This is a genomic window from Streptomyces sp. NPDC005151, assembly GCF_053599875.1.
In genome coordinates, this window is sequence record NZ_JBSFYR010000029.1 from 1 (window position 1) to 23,550 (window position 23,550).

General features: G+C 66.6%; 23 protein-coding genes. 7 read left to right on the forward strand and 16 right to left on the reverse strand.

Annotated features, from left to right (window positions below):
* Positions 1 to 92 precede the first annotated feature (92 nt).
* The 7 genes from ACWD6R_RS17625 to ACWD6R_RS17655 form a co-directional block, all read right to left on the reverse strand.
* Complete coding sequence (locus ACWD6R_RS17625; protein WP_451819505.1) at positions 93 to 464, reverse strand: TniQ family protein; 372 nt, start codon at positions 462 to 464, stop codon at positions 93 to 95.
* The gene (locus ACWD6R_RS17630; protein ID WP_451819506.1) at positions 461 to 1,579 is read right to left on the reverse strand and encodes an AAA family ATPase; all 1,119 of its coding nucleotides are present in this window, start codon (positions 1,577 to 1,579) and stop codon (positions 461 to 463) included. Before ACWD6R_RS17630 ends, ACWD6R_RS17625 begins: the two co-directional genes overlap by 4 nt.
* A complete protein-coding gene (locus ACWD6R_RS17635; protein ID WP_451819507.1) occupies positions 1,576 to 3,705 on the reverse strand; it encodes a helix-turn-helix domain-containing protein in 2,130 nt (709 codons plus the stop codon). Before ACWD6R_RS17635 ends, ACWD6R_RS17630 begins: the two co-directional genes overlap by 4 nt.
* Positions 3,702 to 4,409, reverse strand: a complete 708-nt coding sequence (locus tag ACWD6R_RS17640) for a TnsA-like heteromeric transposase endonuclease subunit (protein WP_451819508.1) — start codon at positions 4,407 to 4,409, stop codon at positions 3,702 to 3,704. Before ACWD6R_RS17640 ends, ACWD6R_RS17635 begins: the two co-directional genes overlap by 4 nt.
* 327 nt (positions 4,410 to 4,736) lie before the next feature.
* On the reverse strand, positions 4,737 to 5,132 hold the full coding sequence (locus ACWD6R_RS17645; protein WP_451819509.1) for a hypothetical protein: 396 nt from the start codon (positions 5,130 to 5,132) through the stop codon (positions 4,737 to 4,739).
* A gap of 39 nt (positions 5,133 to 5,171) precedes the next feature.
* Complete coding sequence (locus tag ACWD6R_RS17650; protein WP_451819555.1) at positions 5,172 to 5,474, reverse strand: hypothetical protein; 303 nt, start codon at positions 5,472 to 5,474, stop codon at positions 5,172 to 5,174.
* 58 nt (positions 5,475 to 5,532) lie between these two features.
* Complete coding sequence (locus tag ACWD6R_RS17655; protein WP_370740851.1) at positions 5,533 to 5,949, reverse strand: hypothetical protein; 417 nt, start codon at positions 5,947 to 5,949, stop codon at positions 5,533 to 5,535.
* 119 nt (positions 5,950 to 6,068) lie between these two features.
* Here ACWD6R_RS17655 and ACWD6R_RS17660 point away from each other — a divergent pair, with 119 nt between their 5' ends.
* From ACWD6R_RS17660 to ACWD6R_RS17670, 3 genes are all read left to right on the forward strand, one after another.
* Positions 6,069 to 7,319 (forward strand): hypothetical protein, encoded by a 1,251-nt coding sequence (locus ACWD6R_RS17660; RefSeq protein WP_451819510.1) that lies wholly within the window; start codon positions 6,069 to 6,071, stop codon positions 7,317 to 7,319.
* 325 nt (positions 7,320 to 7,644) lie between these two features.
* Entirely contained in the window at positions 7,645 to 8,043 is a 399-nt protein-coding gene (locus ACWD6R_RS17665; protein ID WP_093895073.1) for a hypothetical protein, read from the forward strand.
* Between the two features lie 113 nt (positions 8,044 to 8,156).
* Positions 8,157 to 8,441 (forward strand): hypothetical protein, encoded by a 285-nt coding sequence (locus tag ACWD6R_RS17670; RefSeq protein ID WP_344316316.1) that lies wholly within the window; start codon positions 8,157 to 8,159, stop codon positions 8,439 to 8,441.
* 12 nt (positions 8,442 to 8,453) lie between these two features.
* Here the strand turns inward: ACWD6R_RS17670 and ACWD6R_RS17675 are convergent, their stop codons facing one another.
* The 5 genes from ACWD6R_RS17675 to dnaB all read right to left on the reverse strand — a co-directional run bounded on the left by ACWD6R_RS17675 (position 8,454) and on the right by dnaB (position 16,741).
* Complete coding sequence (locus ACWD6R_RS17675) at positions 8,454 to 11,108, reverse strand: TniQ family protein (protein ID WP_451819511.1); 2,655 nt, start codon at positions 11,106 to 11,108, stop codon at positions 8,454 to 8,456.
* The gene (locus ACWD6R_RS17680) at positions 11,105 to 12,223 is read right to left on the reverse strand and encodes an AAA family ATPase (RefSeq protein ID WP_093895072.1); all 1,119 of its coding nucleotides are present in this window, start codon (positions 12,221 to 12,223) and stop codon (positions 11,105 to 11,107) included. Before ACWD6R_RS17680 ends, ACWD6R_RS17675 begins: the two co-directional genes overlap by 4 nt.
* Positions 12,220 to 14,349, reverse strand: a complete 2,130-nt coding sequence (locus ACWD6R_RS17685) for a helix-turn-helix domain-containing protein (RefSeq protein WP_451819512.1) — start codon at positions 14,347 to 14,349, stop codon at positions 12,220 to 12,222. The genes ACWD6R_RS17680 and ACWD6R_RS17685 overlap by 4 nt, the downstream gene beginning before the upstream one ends.
* A complete protein-coding gene (locus ACWD6R_RS17690) occupies positions 14,346 to 14,918 on the reverse strand; it encodes a TnsA-like heteromeric transposase endonuclease subunit (protein ID WP_451819513.1) in 573 nt (190 codons plus the stop codon). The genes ACWD6R_RS17685 and ACWD6R_RS17690 overlap by 4 nt, the downstream gene beginning before the upstream one ends.
* 362 nt (positions 14,919 to 15,280) lie before the next feature.
* Positions 15,281 to 16,741 (reverse strand): replicative DNA helicase, encoded by a 1,461-nt coding sequence (gene dnaB, locus ACWD6R_RS17695; protein ID WP_327249482.1) that lies wholly within the window; start codon positions 16,739 to 16,741, stop codon positions 15,281 to 15,283.
* 478 nt (positions 16,742 to 17,219) lie between these two features.
* On the opposite strand from dnaB, the gene ACWD6R_RS17700 reads away from it, so the two are divergent.
* Positions 17,220 to 18,557, forward strand: a complete 1,338-nt coding sequence (locus tag ACWD6R_RS17700; protein ID WP_451819514.1) for an MATE family efflux transporter — start codon at positions 17,220 to 17,222, stop codon at positions 18,555 to 18,557.
* A gap of 90 nt (positions 18,558 to 18,647) precedes the next feature.
* On the opposite strand, the gene rplI is transcribed toward ACWD6R_RS17700, so the two are convergent.
* The 4 genes from rplI to rpsF form a co-directional block, all read right to left on the reverse strand.
* Positions 18,648 to 19,094, reverse strand: a complete 447-nt coding sequence (gene rplI / locus ACWD6R_RS17705) for a 50S ribosomal protein L9 (protein WP_451819515.1) — start codon at positions 19,092 to 19,094, stop codon at positions 18,648 to 18,650.
* Between the two features lie 18 nt (positions 19,095 to 19,112).
* Complete coding sequence (gene rpsR, locus ACWD6R_RS17710; protein ID WP_003967857.1) at positions 19,113 to 19,349, reverse strand: 30S ribosomal protein S18; 237 nt, start codon at positions 19,347 to 19,349, stop codon at positions 19,113 to 19,115.
* 43 nt (positions 19,350 to 19,392) lie between these two features.
* Positions 19,393 to 20,016, reverse strand: a complete 624-nt coding sequence (locus ACWD6R_RS17715) for a single-stranded DNA-binding protein (protein WP_451819516.1) — start codon at positions 20,014 to 20,016, stop codon at positions 19,393 to 19,395.
* A gap of 74 nt (positions 20,017 to 20,090) precedes the next feature.
* The gene (rpsF, locus tag ACWD6R_RS17720) at positions 20,091 to 20,381 is read right to left on the reverse strand and encodes a 30S ribosomal protein S6 (RefSeq protein ID WP_015609864.1); all 291 of its coding nucleotides are present in this window, start codon (positions 20,379 to 20,381) and stop codon (positions 20,091 to 20,093) included.
* A gap of 278 nt (positions 20,382 to 20,659) precedes the next feature.
* Between rpsF and ACWD6R_RS17725 the strand changes: the two genes are divergently transcribed.
* The 3 genes from ACWD6R_RS17725 (at position 20,660) to ACWD6R_RS17735 (ending at position 23,470) form a co-directional block, all read left to right on the forward strand.
* Positions 20,660 to 20,968: a hypothetical protein gene (locus ACWD6R_RS17725; protein WP_451819517.1), complete on the forward strand. Its 309-nt coding sequence runs from the start codon at positions 20,660 to 20,662 to the stop codon at positions 20,966 to 20,968.
* Positions 20,969 to 21,186: 218 nt separating this feature from the next.
* Positions 21,187 to 22,305, forward strand: a complete 1,119-nt coding sequence (locus ACWD6R_RS17730) for a lipid II:glycine glycyltransferase FemX (RefSeq protein WP_393297534.1) — start codon at positions 21,187 to 21,189, stop codon at positions 22,303 to 22,305.
* Positions 22,306 to 22,438: 133 nt separating this feature from the next.
* A complete protein-coding gene (locus ACWD6R_RS17735; protein ID WP_451819518.1) occupies positions 22,439 to 23,470 on the forward strand; it encodes an alanine racemase in 1,032 nt (343 codons plus the stop codon).
* Positions 23,471 to 23,550 lie beyond the last annotated feature (80 nt).

Below are 23,550 nucleotides of genomic sequence, written 5' to 3' on the forward strand. Positions count from 1 at the left end.
ACGGCCCGTTCACGGACTTCCTTCGGGTATGGCTTCGACATAACGATCCCGATCCTTCCAAGAGATCGAGCCTCGGTCAAACCCGGAACGATTCAGTCCGGGCAAAACCGGGATCCCCGTCCGCGTCCCCAAAGGACATGCCGTGACACGGCCCGGCCTCTGGCACTCATCTGCAGGGCCCGTCCGTCGTAGTGCACCAGGGTCAGGGCAGTGACCGCCTTCGGAGCCATCCCGGTGGCGTGCGCGACAGCAGCGGTCAACCCCTCGTCGAGGAAGATCGTCCAGTCTGTCGGGATGCCCCGGAACTGGTTTCCGGCCCGCTGCCGGACCGGGAAACCGAAGTGCAGCAGGACATCACCGAGCGTGGTGTCCATCCGCCTGGCCGTCGCCTCCAGCCAGGAGTCCAGGGCCTCGCCGGGCAGTGGGGGCAGCCGGATGGGCAGGGTGCGGGCCGACGGCCTCATGCGGCTCGTCGGCCCCGGGACCGCGGACGGCTGGTCAGCCGCTTCTTCTCCAGCGCGGCCTGAAGTTCGAGGCGGGCCGCCTCGGACGCCTCGTCGTTCTTCACCCGGTCCATCAGCTCCTGGTCCAGCCGTTCAGCGCCGGTGCGGACCGCCCGCTGGCAGCCGCGGTTGATCAGCGTCATCAGCGAACCGATGTGTCCGGTGCTGCGGGCGAAGAGGTAGTCCGACAGGTCGTCTGCGAGCATGCCGGGGTGCTTGTCGGTGAGCACGACGCGCTGTTCGAGGGCCAGCAGCATCTGCCGCCATTCCCGGCGCCCGGCCTCCGCGTCGATGGTGAACGGACGCAGTCCCAGGCGGGTGGTGCGGCGGCCGGTCTGGGCCAGAGCCGTGTTGCGCCCGTTCGTTCCCTCGCCGAACAGGCCCTTCTCCGCGAGTTCGACCCCGACCATCAGCAACGTCACCGGGAACTCGTTGGCGATCCACTTCAGGTGATTGCTCACCTCGATGCCGCTCTTCTGTCCCCATTTCAAAAAGTGCAGATCGTCCAGAACCACCAGACGGACATCGCAGGACAACACGCAGTCCAGCACCCGTCGTCCGAAGTGGGCGGTGGTGCCCCGTCCCTGTCCGGGGTGGCCGAAGAACTCCAGCATGGCCCGGTTGAGGTCCTTCATCCCGGTGTTCCCGGTCAGCCCGACCCGGCAGACAGGGATCCGCTCGTGCCCCTGGCTGGTGAACGGGCCCGACTCCTCAATCTCCCGCTGGTGGAAGTCGCGGGCGAAGGCAAGCACCGAGGTCGTCTTGCCCAGCCCCGGGAACGCGTCGACGGCCACCGCCCCCTTGGCCTTGTCACCGTCCTGCTCGTTGCTGTCGACGATGTCCCACAAGTCCTCGTGGAGCTCGGACAGTTGCGGTGTCTTGACTGGGCCGATGTTCGCGTGCCACTTCCGGCGCTGCCGGTCGTAGTCCGCCCGCGCCTGCGTGGCCAGGGACTTCAGCTGCTTGCGGGTCAGCAGATCGGGTCGGCTGCGGCGGGGACTCTCAGCGAACACCTTGAAGTCCTCCTTCCGCGACAGGGCGAGATTGTCCGGCTCCGGAACATTGCCGTCGCTCACACGTCCTCCAGAGCATCCGCGTAGAAGCCGTTCTCTTCGGCGAGGTCCTCCAGATCAGCCTCGTCGTCGTCCCCCGTCTCCGTCACCACGTCGGACTCCCGCAGTTCCGCGGTCTCCTCGTCCTGGCCAAGAGCCTTGCGTACGGACGGAAGCGAGACCACCGTCTCCGCCTCACTCTCCGGAAGCTCGATGGCGGCCTGCTCGCGCGAGAGCCGCAGAGCCATGCGCCGCTCTGCAATCGTGGTGCCCAGCCCGAGGTTCCACCGCTGAAGCAAGTCGGCGACGGCCAGCCGGTCGTCGGGAAAGCGATACTTCGAGGCCGCCAGCTGCCGCGCGAATGTCAACGCGTCCTCACTCAGCGGCATCTCGGCCGACGGCGCGTGCTCCCAGGTCAGCGTGTGCCATTCCCGGGTTGCGGGGTTGCGGAAGTAGATCTTGGTGATGTCGTCGGGGTCCACTTGGAACGGCCAGCCGTTCTTGACCGGACTGTCGTAGGGGCTGCGAATGCCCGGCTCGGGCAGACCGGGGCCGCTGTAGCGGCGACGGCCGATCTCGACCCCGTAGTGCTGGACCGTGCGCCACTTCGTCTGCAGGAACTCGTAAGCCAGGTCCCGGTCGCGGGGTGCTTCGATGTAGCCCGCCCGCGCCATGCCGTGCTCGAACATCTTCGCTGGGGACATCCGCAGACCCGGCAGGCCCGGATCGACCAGACTGGAGTGCGGCCTGCAGTGATAGACCGCCGCGGTCCACTCCCGGATGATTGCCTCAAGTTCGTCGAGGAAGAAGAACGCGTCGTCCTCCGGGTTCTCGCCCCGCGAGTGGATGTCGGGCCCTTTATAGCCGGGCAGCGCCTGCAGCAGCCCCTCCCGCAGGGTCCGGAAATAGCGCTCCACCGGGCCCTTGTCGCGGCCCGTCCGGAGCCGGGCTGGCTGGATGGAGATGCCCATCCGGCGGCAGACGCTGGCCAGATGCTCCGAGACGTAGACCTTGCCGTGGTCGACGACCAGCGTCTCGGGGACCAGAGGAGGCGAGGCCAGGCCCGGCCCGGTGGCACCCTCGACGTCGACCAGGACAGTTCGGGGGATGCCGTGCTCGGGCCAGACTGCGTGCCGCGGCCAATCCCGCCCCGCCGACCTCGGCCGAAACGACTGGAAGAGCACCGCGCTGACATCCACCGCCTTCGTCGAGACCGGCGTAAGCCGGATCCCCGTGATGCAGCGGGTGTACCAATCCATCCCAACACTCAATTCGGCCTGAACCCACTTGAGCGTCAACGGGTCGAACGCGAAAACGTCCAGGCGCGTGGAGTCCATTAGCAGATACTCACCCGGCCGCGTCGGCCGCAGCTTGCCGTACGGACCCTCCGGCCGACCGGCGATGTCCCGGTTGCGCTTCGTACTCAGCCGGAACAGCGGATGTCGTCGTTCCACCTCCTCCAGCAGCCGAAACGCCGTCGCCCGACTCGGCTGCGGCACCACTCCCTCACCGAACCGCGCAATCACCCGAGCCCGGGTCCGCTCGATCACCATCGTCCGCGACGGCCGCGACTGGTCGGTGTGCTCGACCATCACCTCCACCGCGGTCTCCACCCATCGATCATCGACCGAGGTCTGTGACCGCTCCGACTGCGTCCTCCTCGGTGCAAGCCCGGCCTCGCCATGCTGGAGAAATCCAGCGACCCAGCGCTCAATGGTGCGGGTCGTCACGCCAAGTTCCGCCGCCTTGGCTGCCTTCCTCGCCTCCATCGGCACTGCCGTGTCGTAGGTGGCCTTCGGCTCGCCGTCAGCCGCCAACTCCCTGCTGCCGGAGCGATATCCGGTCAGCACCTCGCGGACATGCCCAGCTCGCTCCAGGACCTTCTGCTTCTCCTCCGTATCGAGCTGTCCGAGGACCACGGAGGCGATCTCGCCTTCGTCATCCGCGGACGGTCCCGGGCCATCAGGACTGACCGCAGCACGGTCGGAGAACAGCAGTTCCTTGAGCGACAGCCGCAGGAGCCGCCCATGACCATCCTTCAAGACCACTTCGTTGCCCGCTGTGGTCGCAGCCATCTCCACTACTTCGACGGATTCCCCGTCGTAGCGGAAGCGCGTACCAACTCCGACGCAAGCGGCCGCCCTACTCACGCTGCCCTCCTCAGGAGGTGCGAAGGGCCGAGCGGCCGGTCGAGATCGGTTAAGAAGACCTGAGTCCAGAGCAAATGGTGGATCGCAGCACGGACTTGAGGTTCTGGCTGATCCGACAGATACCCCACGGCCTGCCCCAGAAGAACCCCGTTGAGATCCGCATCCCGCAGCTCTTCCAGAATCTCGGGAGTGAACAGCCAATCCCTGCGGTAGCCCGCCAGGAACCGGATGTTCTCCAGCTCTGTGGCCGGAGGCTCACTCCAGACCTCGTACTTCCATCCCCGCGATTCCACCACCCGCCGGGTCCAGCCGAAGGTGAACGCCACCTCCGGCTTGGACAATCGGTGCCGCGGCTTGACGTCGACAACCACCGGCGCCTGCCCGGTGAACAGGAGATAGTCCGGGATGTGCCGACGCACCTTCCCCTCCAGCACCGTCTGCAGCAGAAAGGGCTGGGCCACGATGGTGCGTACGGACGGATCAAAATCAGCGAAGAGCAGACGCGACAGCTCAAGTCGTGACTCGTAGATCACGTGGTCGCGCATCGTCGCCGACCAGTAGGTGCCCGAGTAGTGCTTCTGGTTCCTGTACCAGCGGAACGTCCGCCACGGATGAGCCGTCTGCAGCAACGCCGGTGCCACAGACGCCCAGGAACACTCTTCAACCCCGCCACCGTGCCCACGAAAGCTGACCGTCGCTTCCATCCCCACTCCCGAGTTGGAGTTGCCCTCGGCAGCACGATGCTCCCGTCCCACACGCCGACGGGAGCACACCAGCAACACTTTCACTCGAACGAGGTACGACAGCGACCTGCGAGTCTCAGCTCAGTGTCGGATCCGACTTCGATCCGACATCGACAGTGAGATTCCGACACGAAATCTGAGACCCTACAGACATGTAGGTTCTCACTTTCGGTGTCATGCGCGGACGCTATGACCTGGATGTTCCCCTCCAGTCTCACGACGTGTCGGCAGGCGGCTGTCTCAGATCGATGTCATTTCCTCAGACTGCCCAGCCGGCTGCGCCGGACCTCATGAACCTGCATCGGCGGCCGTCCGTTCCATCCACTCCCGCACCTTCACTGCTTGCTCGATGCGGTTGACGATGTCCTTCTTGGACTCCGTGTCCAAGGTCTCCGGGATCTTGTCGAAGGTGTCGGGAAGGACGTCGAGGAGACCCCAGATCTGTTCGCCGGTACTGACGGTCAGCAGTTGCTGGCATCTCCACTGCAGCGGCACCTCGGGACGGTGCGTGAGCCGCTGCACGAGCGTCGGGAACAGGTAGTGCGTCGCCTCTGCGGCCAGGTGCTCTCGGAGCCAGTCGACCGGGAGCCGCTGGCTGAAGCCATGCATAGCGGCCTCCTGGGCCAGGTCCAGGAGCTGAGCGGTGTCGACGGCTCGGACGGTGCGGGGAAGGGTCGGGGCCATGCCCCGATGATGCCAAGAAGCCTCCGCGGGGCCGAGCGGTCAGCCGGGCCGGGATGCAATCTGGCAACGGGCAGGACCCCAGACTTCCTCGAACTCCTCGAAGGTGAGTTGTTCGGGCTCGTGGCCTTCCCACTCCGAGACGGGCAGCTCGGCTGTGATCCCGAACCTGCTGTCGTACTCATCGAGGCGGCCTGCATCGCGGGCCCCCTGCCACTCGGCGAGGGAGGCAGCTGCGATCGGGATCAGCTCAGGCCCTTCGAGTTCGACTTGCCGGATCACCCAGCCGTCGGCGTCTACCTCGAAGTAGAACCAGGTGTCTTCCTCGTCCCAGTAGCAGCGCATCCATGTGGTCACCAGGCCATGATGCCGGGCCAGATGCGCCGCCCTACTCCGCTCTACCTCATGACTGGGCGATGAATCCTGCGGATCGGTCAAGCTGGAAAGGAGAACCGACCCGGGTTGGATCCCAGCCTTGATCCCGTGCCTCTCGAATGCTGGCAGCAACGTGAGCCGGACGAATGGGCTCCGTCTCGACGCCCACCCAGTTGCTGGGATGGGCCTGACCGCTGGTGACGATCAAGGTCGTGCCCGGCTGGCTGCCGCTGGCCGCTTCAACCGCATAGGTCATCGGTGTCCAGCAGAGTCCCTGCATGTAGGAGGGCTTCCTGCGGATCCGCCAGCGGTACTCGATCCCGTCAACGGTTATGCGCCGGGAACCCTTCTTGTTCAGCGCCATCTTCGCCTCCTCCGCTGTTGGACTGTGCTGTGTCGCCGCGGTCGCGAAAAGCAGGTTGCACGCGAACGTACCGAACGTCATCGCCGACAAGCACCTTCGGGACTAGGGATGGGTTGATCAGCCCATAAGTTGGTGTCAGTGCCGAGCGACCCGGCGCATCGCACCCACCCCGGGTGCACTCACCGCGATCGGAGAGCACCGTGAAGAACAGCCCGTTGTGGCGAGTGGTTGACAACGAGAGCGGTACCCAGTCCATCGTCAGCACGCCCTCCGAGGCGGTCGCTTTCGTCAACAGCCGGTTCGACACCGATGACGACGACGAACCCTTCAGCATCACCGAGGTCGGCCCTCTCCTTCCGAAGCCACTCGAGATCATCACCGCATGGGCCGCCGAGAAGGACGGCGAGCGAACCGACGGGCGTACTGCCCCGATCACCATCAGGCCGGTTGTGACGGACAACGCCAGCGAGTGCGACGACGTCGTGCTCTGGGGCGACGTGTACGTCTCCTGGGACCACGACATGTACACCGTCGAGGAGCCGGACAGCTCCGAGTACAGCGAGGCTTACAGCGCAACCGAGTTGAGTGCGATCCTCGACGAGTACGCCGACGACTATGAGTACGCGCCTGAAGGGCCTGGAGGGCCCGACAGCCACAGGTGGCCGAAACCGGAAGAGTTGATCACCTACGGCGCCCAGGAGTGTGCCAAGCGGTTCGGGCACCTCGACGACGACGCCCTGCTGTGGCTCGCTGCCACCCGCATCACGCTCGCCGTGTGGCGCAACACACCCGTCGAGAATTGGCATGCCGGGAAGAGTCCGCTCCACGACGGCACAATGATGCGGATCAACACGGCAACCACCCGACTCGTGCGCTCGATGCTGTCGTTCGACCATGTCGACTGGATCGGTCTCGGTCTCGCGATCGTCAACCCGTCCCGGGTTCTACCGACAGGGCAGTCCGTACTCGAGCTCGGGCTGGCCTGCCACAACCCTGACGACCCGGCGCACGAGGTTGATCCGCGAGAAGAACTCGCGGAGATGGCGCAGGTCGCGATCTCATGGGGGCGAAGGTACTGCCTTCACGAGAAGGAGTTCGGCCTGCGAACCCTGATCGAATCCTTCTGTGCGTCCGACAACGGCTGGTTCGGAGCACCGAGTTGGGGGCGCATCGTCGATCGGTTCCTTACGGCTGTCGACGACCGGGAGAATGCGCACTGGCGCATATACCGGGACAAGCCTTGGTTCAACGAGTGGTTCACCAACCGGCCGGCCGACATTGCGGACACCACGGAATTTCGTCGGCTGCTCCTTGCCGGGCCCGACCTGCTTTCCGAGGAGGCCGCCGAATGGTGCGTGGATGGTGCCATCGGCTACGTCTGCCAGGACGACCACGCGAACGACTGCTGGCGGTGCGGTATCCCGCTGGCAACGGAGTCCCCCAACGAGTGAATGTGTGCACCAGCATAGAAAAGCAGCAATCCACTGACCGCACTCTCTCCCGCCTACTCGGCGGCCTCCCCTGCTTGGGGAGCCAGTCGCGGCTCCACTGACTGGAGATGTGCGGGTGCTTCTGACGGATCTGTGGCAGCAACGCTGGCCCGGCTGCCCGCCGGTCGGCCACAAGCTCCGTGAGCCCTACAGGAATGTCTGGGTCCGCTTCCACAGTCCGTCGGGTCTTTGACATCAGTATCACCGGCCTGTCGGTTTCTTGATAACCACGGCTTCCACGACACGGAGGTCGAGCAGGTCGCCGGACCTCCGGGATCATGACGCCATGCAACTCCGATACTTCAATCAGACCGGATGGACCGCCATCTTCAATGGCACTAAGACCGAGATCGGTCGCATGGTGCGCGTGGAGGGATGGGATCCCGCAACCGGGACAGCCTTGGTGGTCGACCCGCAACGAGGGGCACTGCGCCAGGTCACGGACTACGTGGACTTCTCCCACTTGGAGCGGGCCGATCAGGTGGTCGCCGCGATACCCGGTGGGGGATGGCGGGCACACTGGACGGATGAAGGGCCGGGTGGATCACCTCTCACGGAGCAGGTGCTGGCCTGGTTGATCACTTCGCAGGGCCGGGCGACTGCCATCACAGTCGATGCTCAGGGGCATGTGGAGGACGCCGACAGCGCCGACGCCTTCATACCGCCGGGTGAGGAGCTTCAGTGACGGCGTCGATGCCGCAACAGGCGGGCCCGGCGTCCGAGGGTCGGGCTTCTGATGCCGACTGGGAGGCTCCCTACTACCGGGTTCGGGCCGCCGGCTTCCAGGTGCTCTTCCTCGTGGAACCGGACGAGGCGATCGAAGAGGTCTGCAACGTCGATGCCGAGGTTCATCTTGCCGACGGGTCGCGCTGGAGTTCCACGATCTTCACTCTCGCCGAGGTGGATCGGCTCATGCGGAGCTGGGAGGCGAGCGGAGAGGCGGTCTCCGGGCAGTGCTTCTTCTGCGCGGACGGGCTGATCGTGCGGAATCCCGGCATCGGCAGCATGGTGCGCGTGATTGCCGGGCTCGTGGCATCCGGCGAGTTCGACGGGGTGTTCCGACGCATTGCCGACCCGGAATGATCATGCCGCGTCTCAGGGCATCGTGTTGTCCTGCATCTTTCGAATGGCCTTGAGCACCTTCTTCCCCAGGGGAGTGAGCGTCATGGGTCTACCGCGTTCCGCCCGGACCAGGAGTGGTCCACCGAGTTCTCGTTCGATCCGGTTGATCTGTGCGACGAGGGTGAACGTGTTGAGGCCGAGGCCGCTCGCTGCGGCACCGAGGCTGGGGTAGGGAGATGCAGCCGCGAATCGGCTCAACCGTTCGCTGGCCCCCTGGCCGCCGAGTGCCGGCCGAAGGATGCTTGGTGCTCGGCTGGCCTGGTCGATTGCCCGAAGTACCTGGCTGTGACTGGATCCTCCGCGTGGTCGCAGCGGAACGTTGTGGGTCTTGGCCCAGCGGGCCATGTTCGCGGTGCTCATGCCAGCTTCTCGGGCGAGGTCCGGCAGGGTCCGGCGGCGGTGGACGTACTGCTCGATGAGCCAGGCCCGTTCGACGGTGCCGCGGCGCTTGTAGTCCTTGGGGCCCTCGCGGAGCGGGATGCCGTACTCCTTGGCAAGGTCGGTCAGCACTCTGCGGGAGAAGCCGGTGAGGGTGGCGATCTGCTGGAGGGACCGGTGTTCGTCAAGGTAGAGCCGGGTGAAGCGCTCTGCCGGAATGGCTTGCCGGGCCTGCTGCCGGATGCGGCCGGCGGCCCTGGCGGTGCTCTTCGTCAGCGGGGGTGCAGGGGCTGGATGTTCGTCGAGAACATGTCGGATGGCCTCGACGGTCGTACCCAGAACCTGGGCGGCGTGCTGAACAGGGTGCTGGCGTTCGCGGACAAGCTGGTGCAGGCGGGGTAGGTCGACGTGTGCCGGGTCGGGGCCGGGAAGGGAGAGCCCTGCCAGCAGGGTGGCGGGCGGCTGCCAGGTCATGGGCTCGTCGTGGATGTGGTGTGAGGCCAGGAAGTTGAGGGCTTCCTGCTGGAGGGCGTGCGCGAGTTCAGGGGTCTGAAGCGCGGTGAACCGCAGGGACGTCGCCCGGAACTCTGCACTGTCGGGCCCGCCCAGGTCGTCGGGGGCAGACTCGGCGGGCAGGCCGCTGAGACGTTGGAAGAGCTGGCTGCGTGCGATGCGTTCGCGCCGTCCGGTTCCCGGTGGTGTTCCGGTGTGGCGGCAGATCTCCAGCCAGCGGTCATGAGGAAGCAGGCCAGTGTAGTCGAGGAGTCGGCGCCGACCGTAGTCGATGGGGGTGCTGTTGGCACCGAGGTAGTCCGCGAGCCGGTCCAGAGCAGTGGCGATGTCCGGCCATTGCGGAAGGTCGTCGACTTCCTGGAGGAGGCGTGACACCTCAGTGCCGTCGATGACGTCACCGATCAGCCCGGCTGCCTGGTCCAGGGATGTGCGGCTGTCGGGAATCAGCAACAGGGCGGCGAGAACGGGAGCCAGAGCCCGCGCATGGATTCCTTCAGGTGGTGCGAGGCGGATCGTCCAGGGCGGCCAGAACATCGTGGGGATCTTCCTGGCTCGCTGCTCGATGTCCCGAGTGGTCCGGGTCGGCCGGCGGGGGGTCTCGGTCATGATGCGGTAGCGGACGTATTCGCTGGGGCGGAGGGAAGGGGCGAGGGCCGCCAGGTGCACGGACTGCAGCACCGGGCTGATGCCCCTGCCCCAGCTGTCGATGCTGGTCGCCGAGATCTGCGTGAGTTCCTCGCGTACTGCTTCCAGCAGGCTCCGCAGGGCCTCGCCGGCCGGGTGGATTCCTGGTTGCTCCAGGATGCTCAGGGCCGTGGTGACCGCGACGGCCGTGTCTGCGGCTCGGGGCGGGGCCATGAACCCCGGACGTTCCATGGCCTGTCCGGTGTGCGGGGAGACCGCATCGGTGCTGAGGTGAGCTTCTGCGATGTCAGCCGGAATCTGTTCTTGGAGGACGGCCGTGGGCAGGTCGCTCAGGACGCGTATGCCCAGGGCCCGGATGTCGGCCAGCACCGCCGAGGCCGGCTGGGGAGAGGTTCGGTAGGGGCCGAAAGCTGCCGTTGCCCCGTCGATGATCTCCATCACTCGGTCTTGGGCCATGAGAACCGGATGGCCAGGAGGCAGGAGAAGTGGCGAAGCGCGAGTCAGATCGGTGCCGCAGCCCGCCGAGAACGGGCGGGTGGGGCGGGTCGGTGGATTGCCGCAGAGTTCAGGCCGGGGGACGGACCGGCCGGAACGGGGCCGCTGCCGCGGCACCCTCCCGCAGTGCGGGCAGCAGTCCGCCAGCAGCCTGCGGTGCCGGGTGCAGGCGAAGGAGAAACCGAGCCTCCAGGACAATTGCCATCGCCCACCAGTGGCATGAAGGCACTCCGGACAGAACCGGGATCCCCCTCCGCGGCCCCAAAGGACGTGCCGTGACACGGCCCGGCCCCCGGCACTCAGGTGGAGGGCCCGTCCGTCGTAATGAGCCAGGGTCAGGGCAGCGACTTTCTCCGGGGACGTCCCGGTGGCGTGCGCGACGGCATTGGTCTGCTGCTCGTCGAGGACGATCGTCCAGTCTGCCGGGATGCCCCTGAACTGGTTTCCGGCCCGGTGCCGGACCGGGAAGCCGAAGTGCAGCAGGACATCACCGAGCGCGGTGTCCATCCGCCTGGCCATCGCCTCCAGCCATGAGTCCAGAGCCTCGCCGGGCAGTGGAGGCAGCCGGATCGGCAGGGTGCGGACCGGCGTTCTCATGCGGGTCGCCGGCTCCGGGGCCGCGGGCGGCTGGTCAGCCGTTTCTTCTCCAGCGCGGCCTGCAGTTCGAGGCGGGCGGCCTCGGATGCCTCGTCGTTCTTCACCCGGTCCATGAGCTCCTGGTCAAGACGTTCGGCGCCGGTGCGGACCGCCCGCTGGCAGCTGCGGTTGATCAGCGTCATCAGCGAGCCGATGTGTCCGGTGCTGCGGGCGAAGAGGTAGTCCGACAGGTCGTCCGCGAGCATGCCGGGATGCTTGTCGGTGAGCACGACTCGCTGTTCGAGGGCCAGCAGCATCTGCCGCCACTCCCGGCGCCCGGCCTCCATATCGATGGTGAACGGACGAAGCCCGAGGCGGGTGGTGCGGCGGCCGGTCTGGGCCAGAGCGGTGTCGCGCCCGTTCGTGCCCTCGCCAAACAGGCCCTTCTTCGCGAGCTCGACCCCCACCATCAGCAACGTCACCGGAAACTCGTTGGCGATCCACTTCAGGTGGTTGCTCACCTCGATGCCGCTCTTCTGTCCCCACTTCAAAAAGTGCAGATCGTCCAGAACCACCAGGCGGACATCGCAGGACAGCACGCAGTCCAGCACCCGCCGTCCGAACTGGGCGGTGGTCCCCCGCATCTGTCCGGGGTGGCCGAAGAACTCCAGCATGGCCCGGTTGAGATCCTTCATTCCGGTGTTCCCAGTCAGTCCGACCCGGCAGACCGGGATCCGCTCGTGCCCTTGGCTCGTGAACGCTCCAGACTCCTCGATCTCCCGCTGGTGGAAGTCGCGTGCAAAGGCCAGCACCGAGGTCGTCTTGCCCAGCCCCGGGAACGCGTCGACGGCCACCGCCCCCTTGGCCTTGTCACCGTCCTGCTCGTTGCTGTCGACGATGTCCCATAGGTCTTCATGGAGCTCCGTCAGCTGCGGCGTCTTCACTGGGCCGATGTTCGCGTGCCACTGCCGGCGCTGACGGTCGTAGTCCGCCCGGGCCTGCGTGGGCAGGGACTTCAGCTGCTTGCGGGTCAGCAGATCGGGCCGACTGCGGCGAGGGCTCTCGGCGAACGCCTTGAAGTCCTCCTTCCGCGACAAGGCAAGACTGCCCGGCTCCGGAACGCTGCCGACGGTCACACGTCCTCCAGGGCATCAGCGTAGAAGTCGTCCTCCCCGGCGAGGTCCTCCAGATCAACCTCGTCGTCATCCCCCGTCTCCGCCACCACGTCGGGCTCCCGCAGTTCCGCGGTCTGCTCGTCCTGACCGAGGGCCTTGCGTACGGAGGGAAGCGAGACGACCGTCTCCGCCTCACTCTCCGGAAGCTCGATAGCGGCCTGCTCGCGCGAGAGCCGCAGGGCCATGCGCCGCTCGGCGATCGTGGTGCCCAGCCCGAGATTCCACCGCTCCAACAAATCAGCGACGGCAAGCCGGTCATCAGGAAAGCGATACTTCGAGACCGCCAGTTGGCGGGCGAACGTCAACGCGTCCTCGCTCAGCGGCATCTCGGCCGACGGCGCGTGCTCCCAGACCAGCGTGTGCCAGGCCCGAGTAGCCGGATCGCGGAAGTAGATCCGGGTGATGTCGTCGGGGTCCACTTGGAAAGGCCAGCCGTTCTTGACCGGACTGTCGTAGGGGCTGCGGACTCCCGTCTCGGGCAGGCCGGGGCCGCTGTAACGGCGGCGGCCGATCTCGACCCCGTAGTGCTGGACCGTGCGCCACTTCGTCTGCAGGAACTCGTAAGCCAGGTCCCGGTCGCGGGGCGCTTCGATGTAACCCGCCCGCGCCATGCCGTGCTCGAACATCTTCGCCGGGGACATCCGCAGACCCGGCAGACCCGGATCGACCAGACTGGAATGCGGCCGGCAGTGATAGACCGTCGCGGTCCACTCCCGGATGATCGCCTCAAGCTCGTCGAGGAAGAAGAACGCGTCGTCCTCCGGGCTCTCGCCTCGCGAGTGGATGTCGGGGCCCTTATAGCCGGGCAGCACCTGCAGCAGACCCTCCCGCAGGGTCCGGAAGTAGCGCTCGACCGGCCCCTTATCGCGGCCCGTCCGCAGCCGGGCCGGCTGGATGGAGATGCCCATCCGGCGGCAGACGCTGGTCAGGTGCTCCGAGACGTAGACCTTGCCGTGGTCGACGACCAGCGTCTCGGGAACCAAAGGCGGCGAGGCCAGCCCCGGCCCGGTGGCGCCCTTGACGTCGACCAGGACGGTGCGGGGGATGCCGTGCTCGGGCCAGACCGCGTGCCGCGGCCAGTCCCGCCCCGCAGGCCTCGGCCGAAATGACTGGAACAGCACTGCGCTGACATCCACCGCCTTCGTCGAGACCGGCGTGAGCCGGATCCCCGTGATGCAGCGGGTGTACCAGTCCATCCCGACACTCAGCTCGGCCTGCACCCACTTCAGGGTCAGCGGGTCGAACGCGAAGACGTCCAGGCGGGTGGAGTCCATCAGCAGGTACTCGCCCGGCCGCGTCGGCCGCAGCTTGCCGTACGGACCCTCCGGCCGATCGGCGATATCCCGGTTGCGCTTCGTACTCAGCCGGAACAGCGGGTGTCGCCGCTCCAGCTCTGTGAGCACCCGGTAGGCCGTGGCTTGGCTGGGCTGGGGTACGACTTCAGGACCGAACCGCGCGATCACCCGGGCCTGAGTCCGATCTATGACCATCTTGCGTGATGGCTTCGACTCTCCGGTGTGCTCGACCATGACTTCCAGCGCGGTCTCCACCCATCGGTCATCGGCCCTGCCGAAGGACCGTGCCTGGAGACTTGTCCGCTGGACCAGGCCGGCCTCACCGTGTCGGCGGTAGTCGGCGACCCACCGTCGAATAGTGCGATCAGTGACTCCGAGTTCCGCAGCTTTCGCCGCATAGCGGGCGTCCAGCGACAGCGTCGGCGCGTACGGAGCTCGCGGTTCGCCTTCACGCGCAAGTTCGGTGCTGCCGGACCGATATCCCGTGAGAAGTTCCCGAATGTGCTCGGCCCGCTCCAGGATCTGCTGTCTGTCCTTCTCGTCCAACTGCCCCAGTACCACCGAGCCAATCTCCTCGGCGTCGTCCGAGGACGGTCCAGGCCTCTCGGGGATAAGAGTGGCCCGGTCGGAGAAGAGCAGTTCCCGCAATGACAGACGCAGGAGCCTGCCGTGGCGGTCCTTGAGGACGACCTCGTTGCCGGCCGTGGTGGCGGCCATCTCGACCACCTCGACGGTCTCCCCGTCGTAGCGGAAGTGTGTACCGACGCCGACCCGCGCTCCGGCCCTGGTCACGCCGTTCTCCTGAGCAAGTGCGCCGGGCTGAACGGCCGGTCGAGGTCCACCGTGAACTCGTGCGTCCACAGCAAGTGATAGACCGCAGATCGGACTTGCTCCTCCGGGCGACCGGGCAAGCTGGCCGCCGCACGCCGCAGAGAGACTCCGTTGAGATCAGCCCCACGGAGCTCGTCGACGAGCCCACGGTCGAACAGCCAGTCTCTGCGGTAGCCCGACAAGAAGCGGACGTTCTCCAGCTCAGCCGTGGGTGGCTCGCTCCAGACCTCGTACTTCCACCCGCGGGCCTCCACCGCCTCACGGGTCCAGCCGAAAGTGAAGGCCACCTCCGGCTTCGACAACCGGTGCAGTGGCTTCACATCCACGACCACGGGCCCCTCGTCGGTGACGAGGAGGTAGTCCGGGATGTGCTTGCGCACAGCCCCGTCCACCTCGGCCTTGAGCAGAAATGGCTGGGCCACGACACGCCGTACGGACGGATCGAAATCAGCGAAGAGGAGCCTCGCCAGTTCGAGGCGCGACTCGTAGATCACGTGGTCGCGCATCGTGGCGGACCAGTAGGTGCCCAAGTAGTGCCGCTGGCCCCTATACCAGCGAAAGGTTCGCCAGGGTGACGCCGCCGCAAGCAGGTCGATCGAGGACGCGCTCCACTCCCGGTTCTCAACCTGGCTGCCATCCGGGCCCCGCAGGCTCACGGTGATCGATGCCGCTCTCAGCCCTGCCGCCATGCGTCACCCCCGGATCGTCGGCCGCCTCCTCCGCGAGCGCTACGTTCGCATCCGTGCGAGGCTCCCACGCCGGACCTAAGGCAAGGTCAGCCGAACGAGTGAAGGCAGTGGCCAGCGATTCTCAATCCCATGTCAGTTCGGACAATCAGATGACATTGCGACTGAGAAAATGACACGGGATTTGAGAACCTACAAGACACCCTCTAGGTCTGCGCCATGTCCACGAAGCGTGAGTAGTGGCCCTGGAATGCCACAGTGATCGTCGCCGTCGGGCCGTTACGGTGCTTGGCCACCATCAGGTCCGCCTCGCCCGCCCGCGGGGACTCCTTCTCGTACGCATCCTCGCGGTGCAGCAGGATCACCATGTCGGCGTCCTGCTCGATGGAGCCGGATTCACGAAGGTCGGAGACCATCGGCTTCTTGTCCGTACGCTGCTCCGGACCACGGTTCAGCTGGGACAGCGCGATGACCGGGAGCTCCAGCTCCTTGGCCAGCAACTTGAGGTTTCGGGACATGTCCGAGACCTCCTGCTGACGGCTCTCGGCACGCTTCGAGCCACCGGACTGCATCAGCTGCAGATAGTCGATGATCACCAGCTTGATGTCGTTCCGCTGTTTCAGCCGACGGCACTTCGCCCGGATCTCCATCATCGACAGGTTCGGCGAATCGTCGATGTAGAGCGGCGCGGCCGAGACGTCCGGCATCCGGCGGGCCAGCCGCGTCCAGTCCTCGTCGGTCATCGTGCCGGAACGCATGTGGTGCAGAGCCACCCGCGCCTCGGCGGACAACAGCCGCATCGCAATTTCGTTGCGGCCCATTTCGAGGGAGAAGATCACGCTCGGGAGGTTGTTCTTGATCGACGCGGCCCGCGCGAAGTCCAGGGCCAGCGTGGACTTACCCATGGCCGGACGCGCCGCAATGACAATCATCTGGCCCGGGTGCAGGCCGTTGGTCAGGGCGTCGAAGTCGGTGAAGCCGGTCGGTACGCCGGTCATCTCGCCGGAGCGCGAACCGATCGCCTCGATCTCGTCGAGCGCGCCCTCCATGATGTCGCCCAGCGGCAGATAGTCCTCGCTGGTGCGCTGCTCCGTGACGGCGTAGATCTCGGCCTGCGCCGAGTTGACGATCTCGTCGACGTCACCGTCGGCCGCATATCCCATCTGCGTGATCTTCGTGCCCGCCTCGACAAGCCGTCGCAGGACCGCCCGCTCGTGGACAATCTCCGCGTAGTACGAGGCGTTGGCCGCGGTCGGCACGGACTGGACGAGGGTGTGCAGATAGGGGGCGCCGCCCACCTTGGTGATCGCGCCGCGCTTGACCAGCTCGGCCGCGACCGTGATCGGGTCGGCGGGCTCGCCCTTGGCATAGAGGTCGAGGATCGCCTGGAAGACGGTCTCGTGGGCGGGGCGGTAGAAGTCGTGCCCCTTGATGATCTCCACGACGTCGGCAATGGCGTCCTTGGAGAGGAGCATGCCGCCGAGGACCGACTGCTCGGCGTCGAGGTCCTGAGGGGGCACGCGCTCGAATCCGGGCGAGCCGCCGTCCCAGCCGCCGCTCTCCCTGCCGCGGTCGTGCTGCTCGCCGCGGTCCCGGCCTTCGCCGCGACGCTGGCGGGTAACGGGCAGACGGTCACTGGGACCGGTGTCGGCCCAGGGGTCGTCCAAAGGCTCGGGAATGCTCACCGTGCCACCTCCTCCCGTCCGCTCCGCGGACCTTCGCCGTGCCACTCTTTCTTACGGCACAGCACCGACAAACAAGACGCTCGACTCCGGTTCCGGCACGTCGAGTTCTGCGGGATTCCAGGGCTGAAACGGGGTGTGGGCGCCGGTCCACGGTAGGCCCCGCTGCACCGTCAGCCAATCTGGTTATCCACAGGGCATGTGGACGGCGGACCAGATGCTGTGGAGAACTCCGCAGAACCTGTGCACGGAGCAGGGGACAGCACTGTGGACAAACTCATAAAGCCGCCCTGACCGCAGCGCTGACCTGGGCTTTCTCCATCCACGGCCTGTGGGGGAGAAAAACTTTCCGAGTCGGCACAAGATCACGGCAAACCGCACACAGGAGAACACTCAACGCCAGTAAATGTAAGGACTGCTATGCCATTGCATCTGTTACCTGTGGAAGATTAGATTGACCCTCATGACCCAGGCCACCGCGACCTCGCATTCCAGCCGTCGCCGGCACGATCGCGAGATCGTCGCACTCGCCGTCCCCGCCTTCGGCGCGCTCGTCGCCGAGCCGCTCTTCGTCATGGTCGACAGCGCCATCGTCGGCCATCTCGGCACACCGCAACTAGCCGGCCTGGGCGTCGCCGCGGCTCTGCTGACCACCGCCGTGAGCATTTTCGTCTTCCTCGCCTACGCCACCACGGCAGCGGTCGCGCGACGCGTAGGTGCGGGCGATCTCGCCTCCGCAATACGGCAGGGCATGGACGGCATCTGGCTGGCGCTGCTCCTCGGCATCGCCGTCATCGCCGTGGCGCTCCCCTCTGCCCCCTGGCTCGTCGATATCTTCGGCGCCTCCGACACCGCCGCACCGTACGCCACCACCTATCTACGGATCTCCAGCCTCGGCATCCCCGCCATGCTCATAGTCATGGCCGCTACCGGCGTGCTCCGTGGCCTGCAGGACACCAGGACCCCGCTGTACGTCGCCATCGGCGGTTTCGCGGCCAACGGAGCCCTCAACGCGGGGCTTGTCTACGGCGCCGGTCTCGGTATCGCCGGATCGGCCTGGGGCACCGTGATCGCCCAGGTCGGCATGGCCTCGGCCTATCTGATCGTGGTGGTGCGGGGAGCGCGCCGACACGGCGCATCGTTGCGCCCCGACGCGGCAGGGATCAGGGCCAGTGCCCAGGCAGGCGTCCCCCTGCTGGTTCGTACGCTGTCGCTCCGCGCCGTCCTGATGATCGCCACCGCCGTCGCCGCACGCCTGGGCGACACCGATATCGCCGCCCACCAGATCATCCTCTCCCTATGGAGTCTGATGGCCTTCGCTCTCGACGCCATTGCGATCGCCGGGCAAGCCATCATCGGCCGCTACCTGGGGGCCAATGACACCGAGGGCGCACGCGAGGCATGCCGCCGCATGGTGCAGTGGGGCATTGCCTCAGGTGTAGTGCTCGGGGCACTGATCGTGCTCGCGCGTCCCTTGTTCATCCCCTTGTTCACCGGCGACCAGGACGTGCAGAGCACCCTGCTCCCCGCCTTGCTGGTGGTGGCCGTGTGCCAGCCGATCGCCGGTGTGGTCTTCGTGCTGGACGGCGTGCTGATGGGCGCCGGAGACGGTCGGTACCTCGCCTGGGCCATGCTGATCACCCTGGCCGTCTTCGCCCCGGTCGCCCTGCTCGTGCCCATGTACGGCGGGGGCCTGACTGCTCTGTGGTGGGCAATGGCGCTGATGATGACGGTCCGCATGGTGACGCTCTGGCTGCGCACGCGCTCGGGCAAGTGGATCGTCACCGGAGCCACCCGCTGAGCAGCGGCCGTCGACCCTGTTTCACGTGAAACGACAAAGGGCCGCACCCCGTGGGGTGCGGCCCTTCAGCTGCTCTGGTGAGCTGTGCCCTTAGGCAGCAACGACCTCGATGCCGAGCTTCGCCGCAACCTCGGGGTGCAGACGCACGGACACCTGGTGCCCGCCGAGCGTCTTGATCGGCGAGCCGAGCTCGACGCGACGCTTGTCGACGTCCGGGCCACCGGCAGCCTTGATCGCCGAAGCGATGTCGGCCGGGGTGACGGAGCCGAAGAGACGGCCGGCGTCGCCGGAGCGAACGGCCAGACGAACCTTCACGGCCTCAAGCTTGGCCTTGATCTCGTTGGCCTGCTCGATCGTCGCGATCTCGTGGATCTTGCGGGCGCGGCGGATCTGCGCCACGTCCTTCTCGCCACCCTTGGTCCAGCGGATAGCAAAGCCACGCGGAACCAGGTAGTTACGGGCGTACCCGTCCTTGACGTCGACGACGTTGCCGGCAGCGCCGAGGCCGGAGACCTCGTGGGTGAGGATGATCTTCATTATTCGGTCACCCTTCCCTTATCGCGCGGTGGACGTGTAGGGCAGCAGCGCCATCTCACGGCTGTTCTTGACTGCCGTGGCGACGTCACGCTGGTGCTGCGTGCAGTTGCCGGTTACGCGGCGGGCACGGATCTTGCCGCGGTCGGAAATGAACTTCCGCAGCATGTTCGTGTCCTTGTAGTCCACGTACTGGGTCTTGTCCTTGCAGAAAGCGCAGACCTTCTTCTTAGGCTTGCGCACAGGCGGCTTCGCCATGGTGTTTCTCCTGTGTGATCAAGAAGTGGGGGTACGAGCTGCCCTAGAAGGGAGGCTCGTCCGAGTAGCCGCCGCCGGAGCCGCCGGAGCCGCCGGAGCCGCCGGAGCTTCCGCCCCAACCGCCTCCGCCGCCCTGCTGACCCCCGCCTTGCTGGCCGCCGGCCGGCGCGCTGGTGGCCCACGGGTCGTCGGCGGGAGCACCGCCGCCGCCCTGCTGGCCGCTGCCACCGGGACCGCCGCCCCAGTTGCCGCCGCCCTGCTGGCCACCGCCGTAACCACCCTGGCCGCCCTGGCCACCGCGACCGGTGGTCTTGGTGACCTTGGCCGTGGCGCTCTTGAGACTGGGGCCGACTTCCTCGACGTCCAGCTCATAGACCGTGCGCTTCACGCCCTCGCGGTCTTCGTACGACCGCTGCTTCAGCCGGCCCTGCACGACAACGCGCATGCCTCGCTGGAGCGACTCGGCGACGTTCTCCGCCGCCTGCCGCCAGACCGAGCAGGTGAGGAACAGGCCTTCGCCGTCCTTCCACTCATTGGTCTGCCGGTCGAAGATGCGGGGAGTGGACGCGACACGGAACTTCGCGACCGCCGCACCGGACGGGGTGAAGCGCAGCTCGGGGTCGTCGACGAGATTGCCGACGACCGTGATGACGGTCTCGCCTGCCATGGGTGAACCTCTCGGCGGGGATTGCTTCTGGCTGCTTGCTGCTACTCGAACCCGATGACCGCTGAGCTAGATGCTCAGTGGATCTCGGGACGGAGGACCTTGGTCCGGAGGACCGACTCGTTCAGGTTCATCTGGCGGTCGAGCTCCTTGACGACCGCAGGCTCGGCCTGCAGGTCGATGACCGAGTAGATGCCCTCGGGCTTCTTCTTGATCTCGTAAGCGAGACGACGACGGCCCCAGGTGTCGACCTTCTCAACCTTTCCGTTGCCCTCACGGACGACGGAGAGGAAGTTCTCGATCAGCGGGGAGACAGCGCGCTCCTCAAGATCGGGGTCGAGGATGACCATCACCTCGTAGTGACGCATGTGGAACCCACCTCCTTTGGACTCAGCGGCCACGGTCGTTCCGTGGCAGGAGGGTCGTGATGCGTAAGCAACAGTGTCTCCGAGTAAAACAGCCGCCACTGACAACGCCCCCTTCCGAGGAGGGCTGCCGTGCTGGCTTGGGCAGACACCGGTGCAGACCGTACAGAGTACCCGCACACCGGCTTCCGGTTGAAATCCGGTGCTCAGGAGACGCAATCTGTACACATCGGGTGTGAGCGGCGCCACGATGCGCCGCCTTTTCGGCCAGGAGGTACTCCATGGCACAGACAATGCGAACCCGCCCCGCCGTTTCCCTTCTCGCCACGGACGGCAGACCCCATCCGCTCCAGGACACTCTGGCGGCGGTAACCGTGGCCCTCGGTCTTATCGCCTTCGTGACGGCGATGTTCCACAGCCTGCATCTGATCAGCTCGTGGGCCGGGCTCATCGGGATCCTCACGGGTGCATACGGGCAGTACATCTCGGTGACCACCCGCGAGAGGTTCCCGCTGATCCTCGGTATAGGCGCGTCCGCCATCGGGTTCTACCTGGGAATGGCCCACGGCGGTCTCTTCGGCGGCCTGTAGCCGCGCCTGTCCCAGACACCTCCGGACGCCGGTCCCGGCAAGTCCACCCGCACCCCCCTCAGGGGGTCGCCCAGGCCCCCCGGGGGCGGACAGCCGGGACCCACCTGGCCGACAAGGTCCGACAGGGCCAGACGACGCGCTCCCCGGTCGCAGTAGGCTTCGGCGCGAGAGCCGGAGCCCCTGACCGATGGGGACACACCTGCCGAGGAGCGCCCCGCATGAGCCTGACCCTGAGGACCATCAGCCGAGAGCAGCATCTGGCGTACATCCAGAGTCTGCCGTCGGCCAGTCACTGCCAGGTCCCGGCGTGGGCGGATGTGAAGACCGAATGGCGTTCGGAGAACCTTGGCTGGTTCGACAAGAGCGGCGAGATCGTGGGCGCCGCCCTGGTGCTGTACCGCCAACTCCCGAAGATCAAGCGGTATCTCGCTTACCTCCCCGAGGGCCCGGTCATCAACTGGTACGCGCCGAACCTCGACGACTGGCTGCAGCCGATGCTCGCGCATCTCAAGCAACAGGGCGCCTTCTCGGTGAAGATGGGCCCGCCGGTCGTCATCCGCCGCTGGGATGCAGCCGCCATCAAGTCCGGTATCCAGGACCCCGACGTGAAGCGCCTGCGCGACGTCGAGGCCACGCACATCGAGCCGCGCGCTTTCGAAGTCTCGGACCGGCTGCGGAAGATGGGCTGGCAGCAGGGCGAGGACGGCGGCGCCGGCTTCGGTGACGTGCAGCCGCGCTACGTCTTCCAGGTGCCGCTGGCGAACCGCTCGCTCGAAGACGTTCTCAAGGGCTTCAACCAGCTGTGGCGGCGCAACATCAAGAAGGCTGAGAAGGCCGGCGTCGAGGTGGTCCAGGGTAGTTACGAGGACCTCGCCGAATGGCAGCGGCTGTACGAGATCACCGCTGTGCGCGACCACTTCAGGCCGCGTCCCCTCTCCTACTTCCAGCGCATGTGGACCGTCCTCAACTCCGAGGACCCGAATCGCATGCGGCTGTATTTCGCGCGCCACAACGGGGTGAACCTCTCCGCGGCGACGATGCTCGTCGTCGGTGGGCACGTCTGGTACTCGTACGGCGCGTCCGACAACATCGGACGCGAGGTACGGCCTTCGAACGCCATGCAGTGGCGGATGCTGCGCGATTCCTACGCGATGGGCGCCACCGTCTACGACCTGCGCGGCATCAGCGACTCGCTCGACGAGACCGACCACCTCTTCGGCCTGATCCAGTTCAAGGTCGGCACCGGCGGCGAAGCCGTCGAGTACGTCGGTGAGTGGGACTTCCCGCTCAACAAGCTGCTGCACAAGGCGCTGGACATGTACATGTCGCGCCGCTGACGAAACCGGCATCATCCGTTTCAATGAGCGCTTCACCAGGCCCGCCGGCAGGCAGGCCGACAGGCTCAGACACTTCGACAAGCTCCACATACCTCTGATACACCGCAGCCACCAGAAAGGTTCCGGACCGGCCATGGCGCTCTCCCTCTACGTCGACACCGCGCGCTGGCGGGCGCACCAGAAATCCGTCCTCGACCAGTTCCCCGGGCTCGTCCCGGTCTGCAAGGGCAACGGATACGGCTTCGGTCACGAGCGACTCGCAGATGAGGCGATCCGCTTCGGCTCCGACACTCTCGCCGTCGGCACCACCTACGAGGCAGCCCGCATAAAGGACTGGTTCAGCGGCGATCTGCTGGTCCTCACCCCGTTCCGGCGGGGTGAGGAGCCCGTGCCGCTGCCCGACCGCGTCATCCGGTCGGTCTCCTCCGTGGACGGCGTGCACGCGCTGGTGGGCGCCCGGGTCGTCATCGAGTGCATGAGCTCGATGAAGCGTCACGGTGTCAAGGAGGAGGAGCTGGGGCAGCTGCACGCCGCCATCGAGGACGTACGTCTCGAAGGCTTCGCGCTGCACCTGCCGCTGGACCGCACCGACGGCTCGGACGCGGTCGAGGAGGTCATCGGCTGGATGGACCGCCTTCGCGCCGCCCGGCTGCCGCTGCACACCATGTTCGTCAGCCATCTGCGCGCCGAGGAACAGGCACGGCTGCAGCAGCAGTTCCCGCAGACCCGCTTCCGCGCCCGGATCGGCACACGGCTGTGGCTCGGCGACCACGACGCGACGGAGTACCGGGGTGCCGTCCTCGACGTCACGCGTGTCGCCAAGGGTGACCGCTTCGGCTACCGCCAGCAGAAGGTCGCCTCCGACGGCTGGCTGGTGGTCGTCGCCGGCGGCACGTCGCACGGCGTGGGCCTGGAGGCCCCGAAGGCGCTGCACGGCGTGATGCCGCGTGCCAAGGGCGTCGCCCGCGCGGGCCTGGCCACCGTCAACCGGAATCTGTCGCCCTTCGTCTGGGCGGGCAAGCAGCGCTGGTTCGCCGAGCCGCCCCACATGCAGGTGTCGATCCTGTTCGTGCCCGCGGACGCACAGGAACCGAAGGTCGGCGACGAGCTGGTGGCCCATCTGCGCCACACGACCACCCAGTTCGACCGCCTCGTCGACCGCTAGTGCCGTGACCGGCGATGTTTGCCCCATGAGGAGCGTCGTCCGGTGCGTGCGATCGCAAGGCGGCCGGAAGTCCTTGAGCG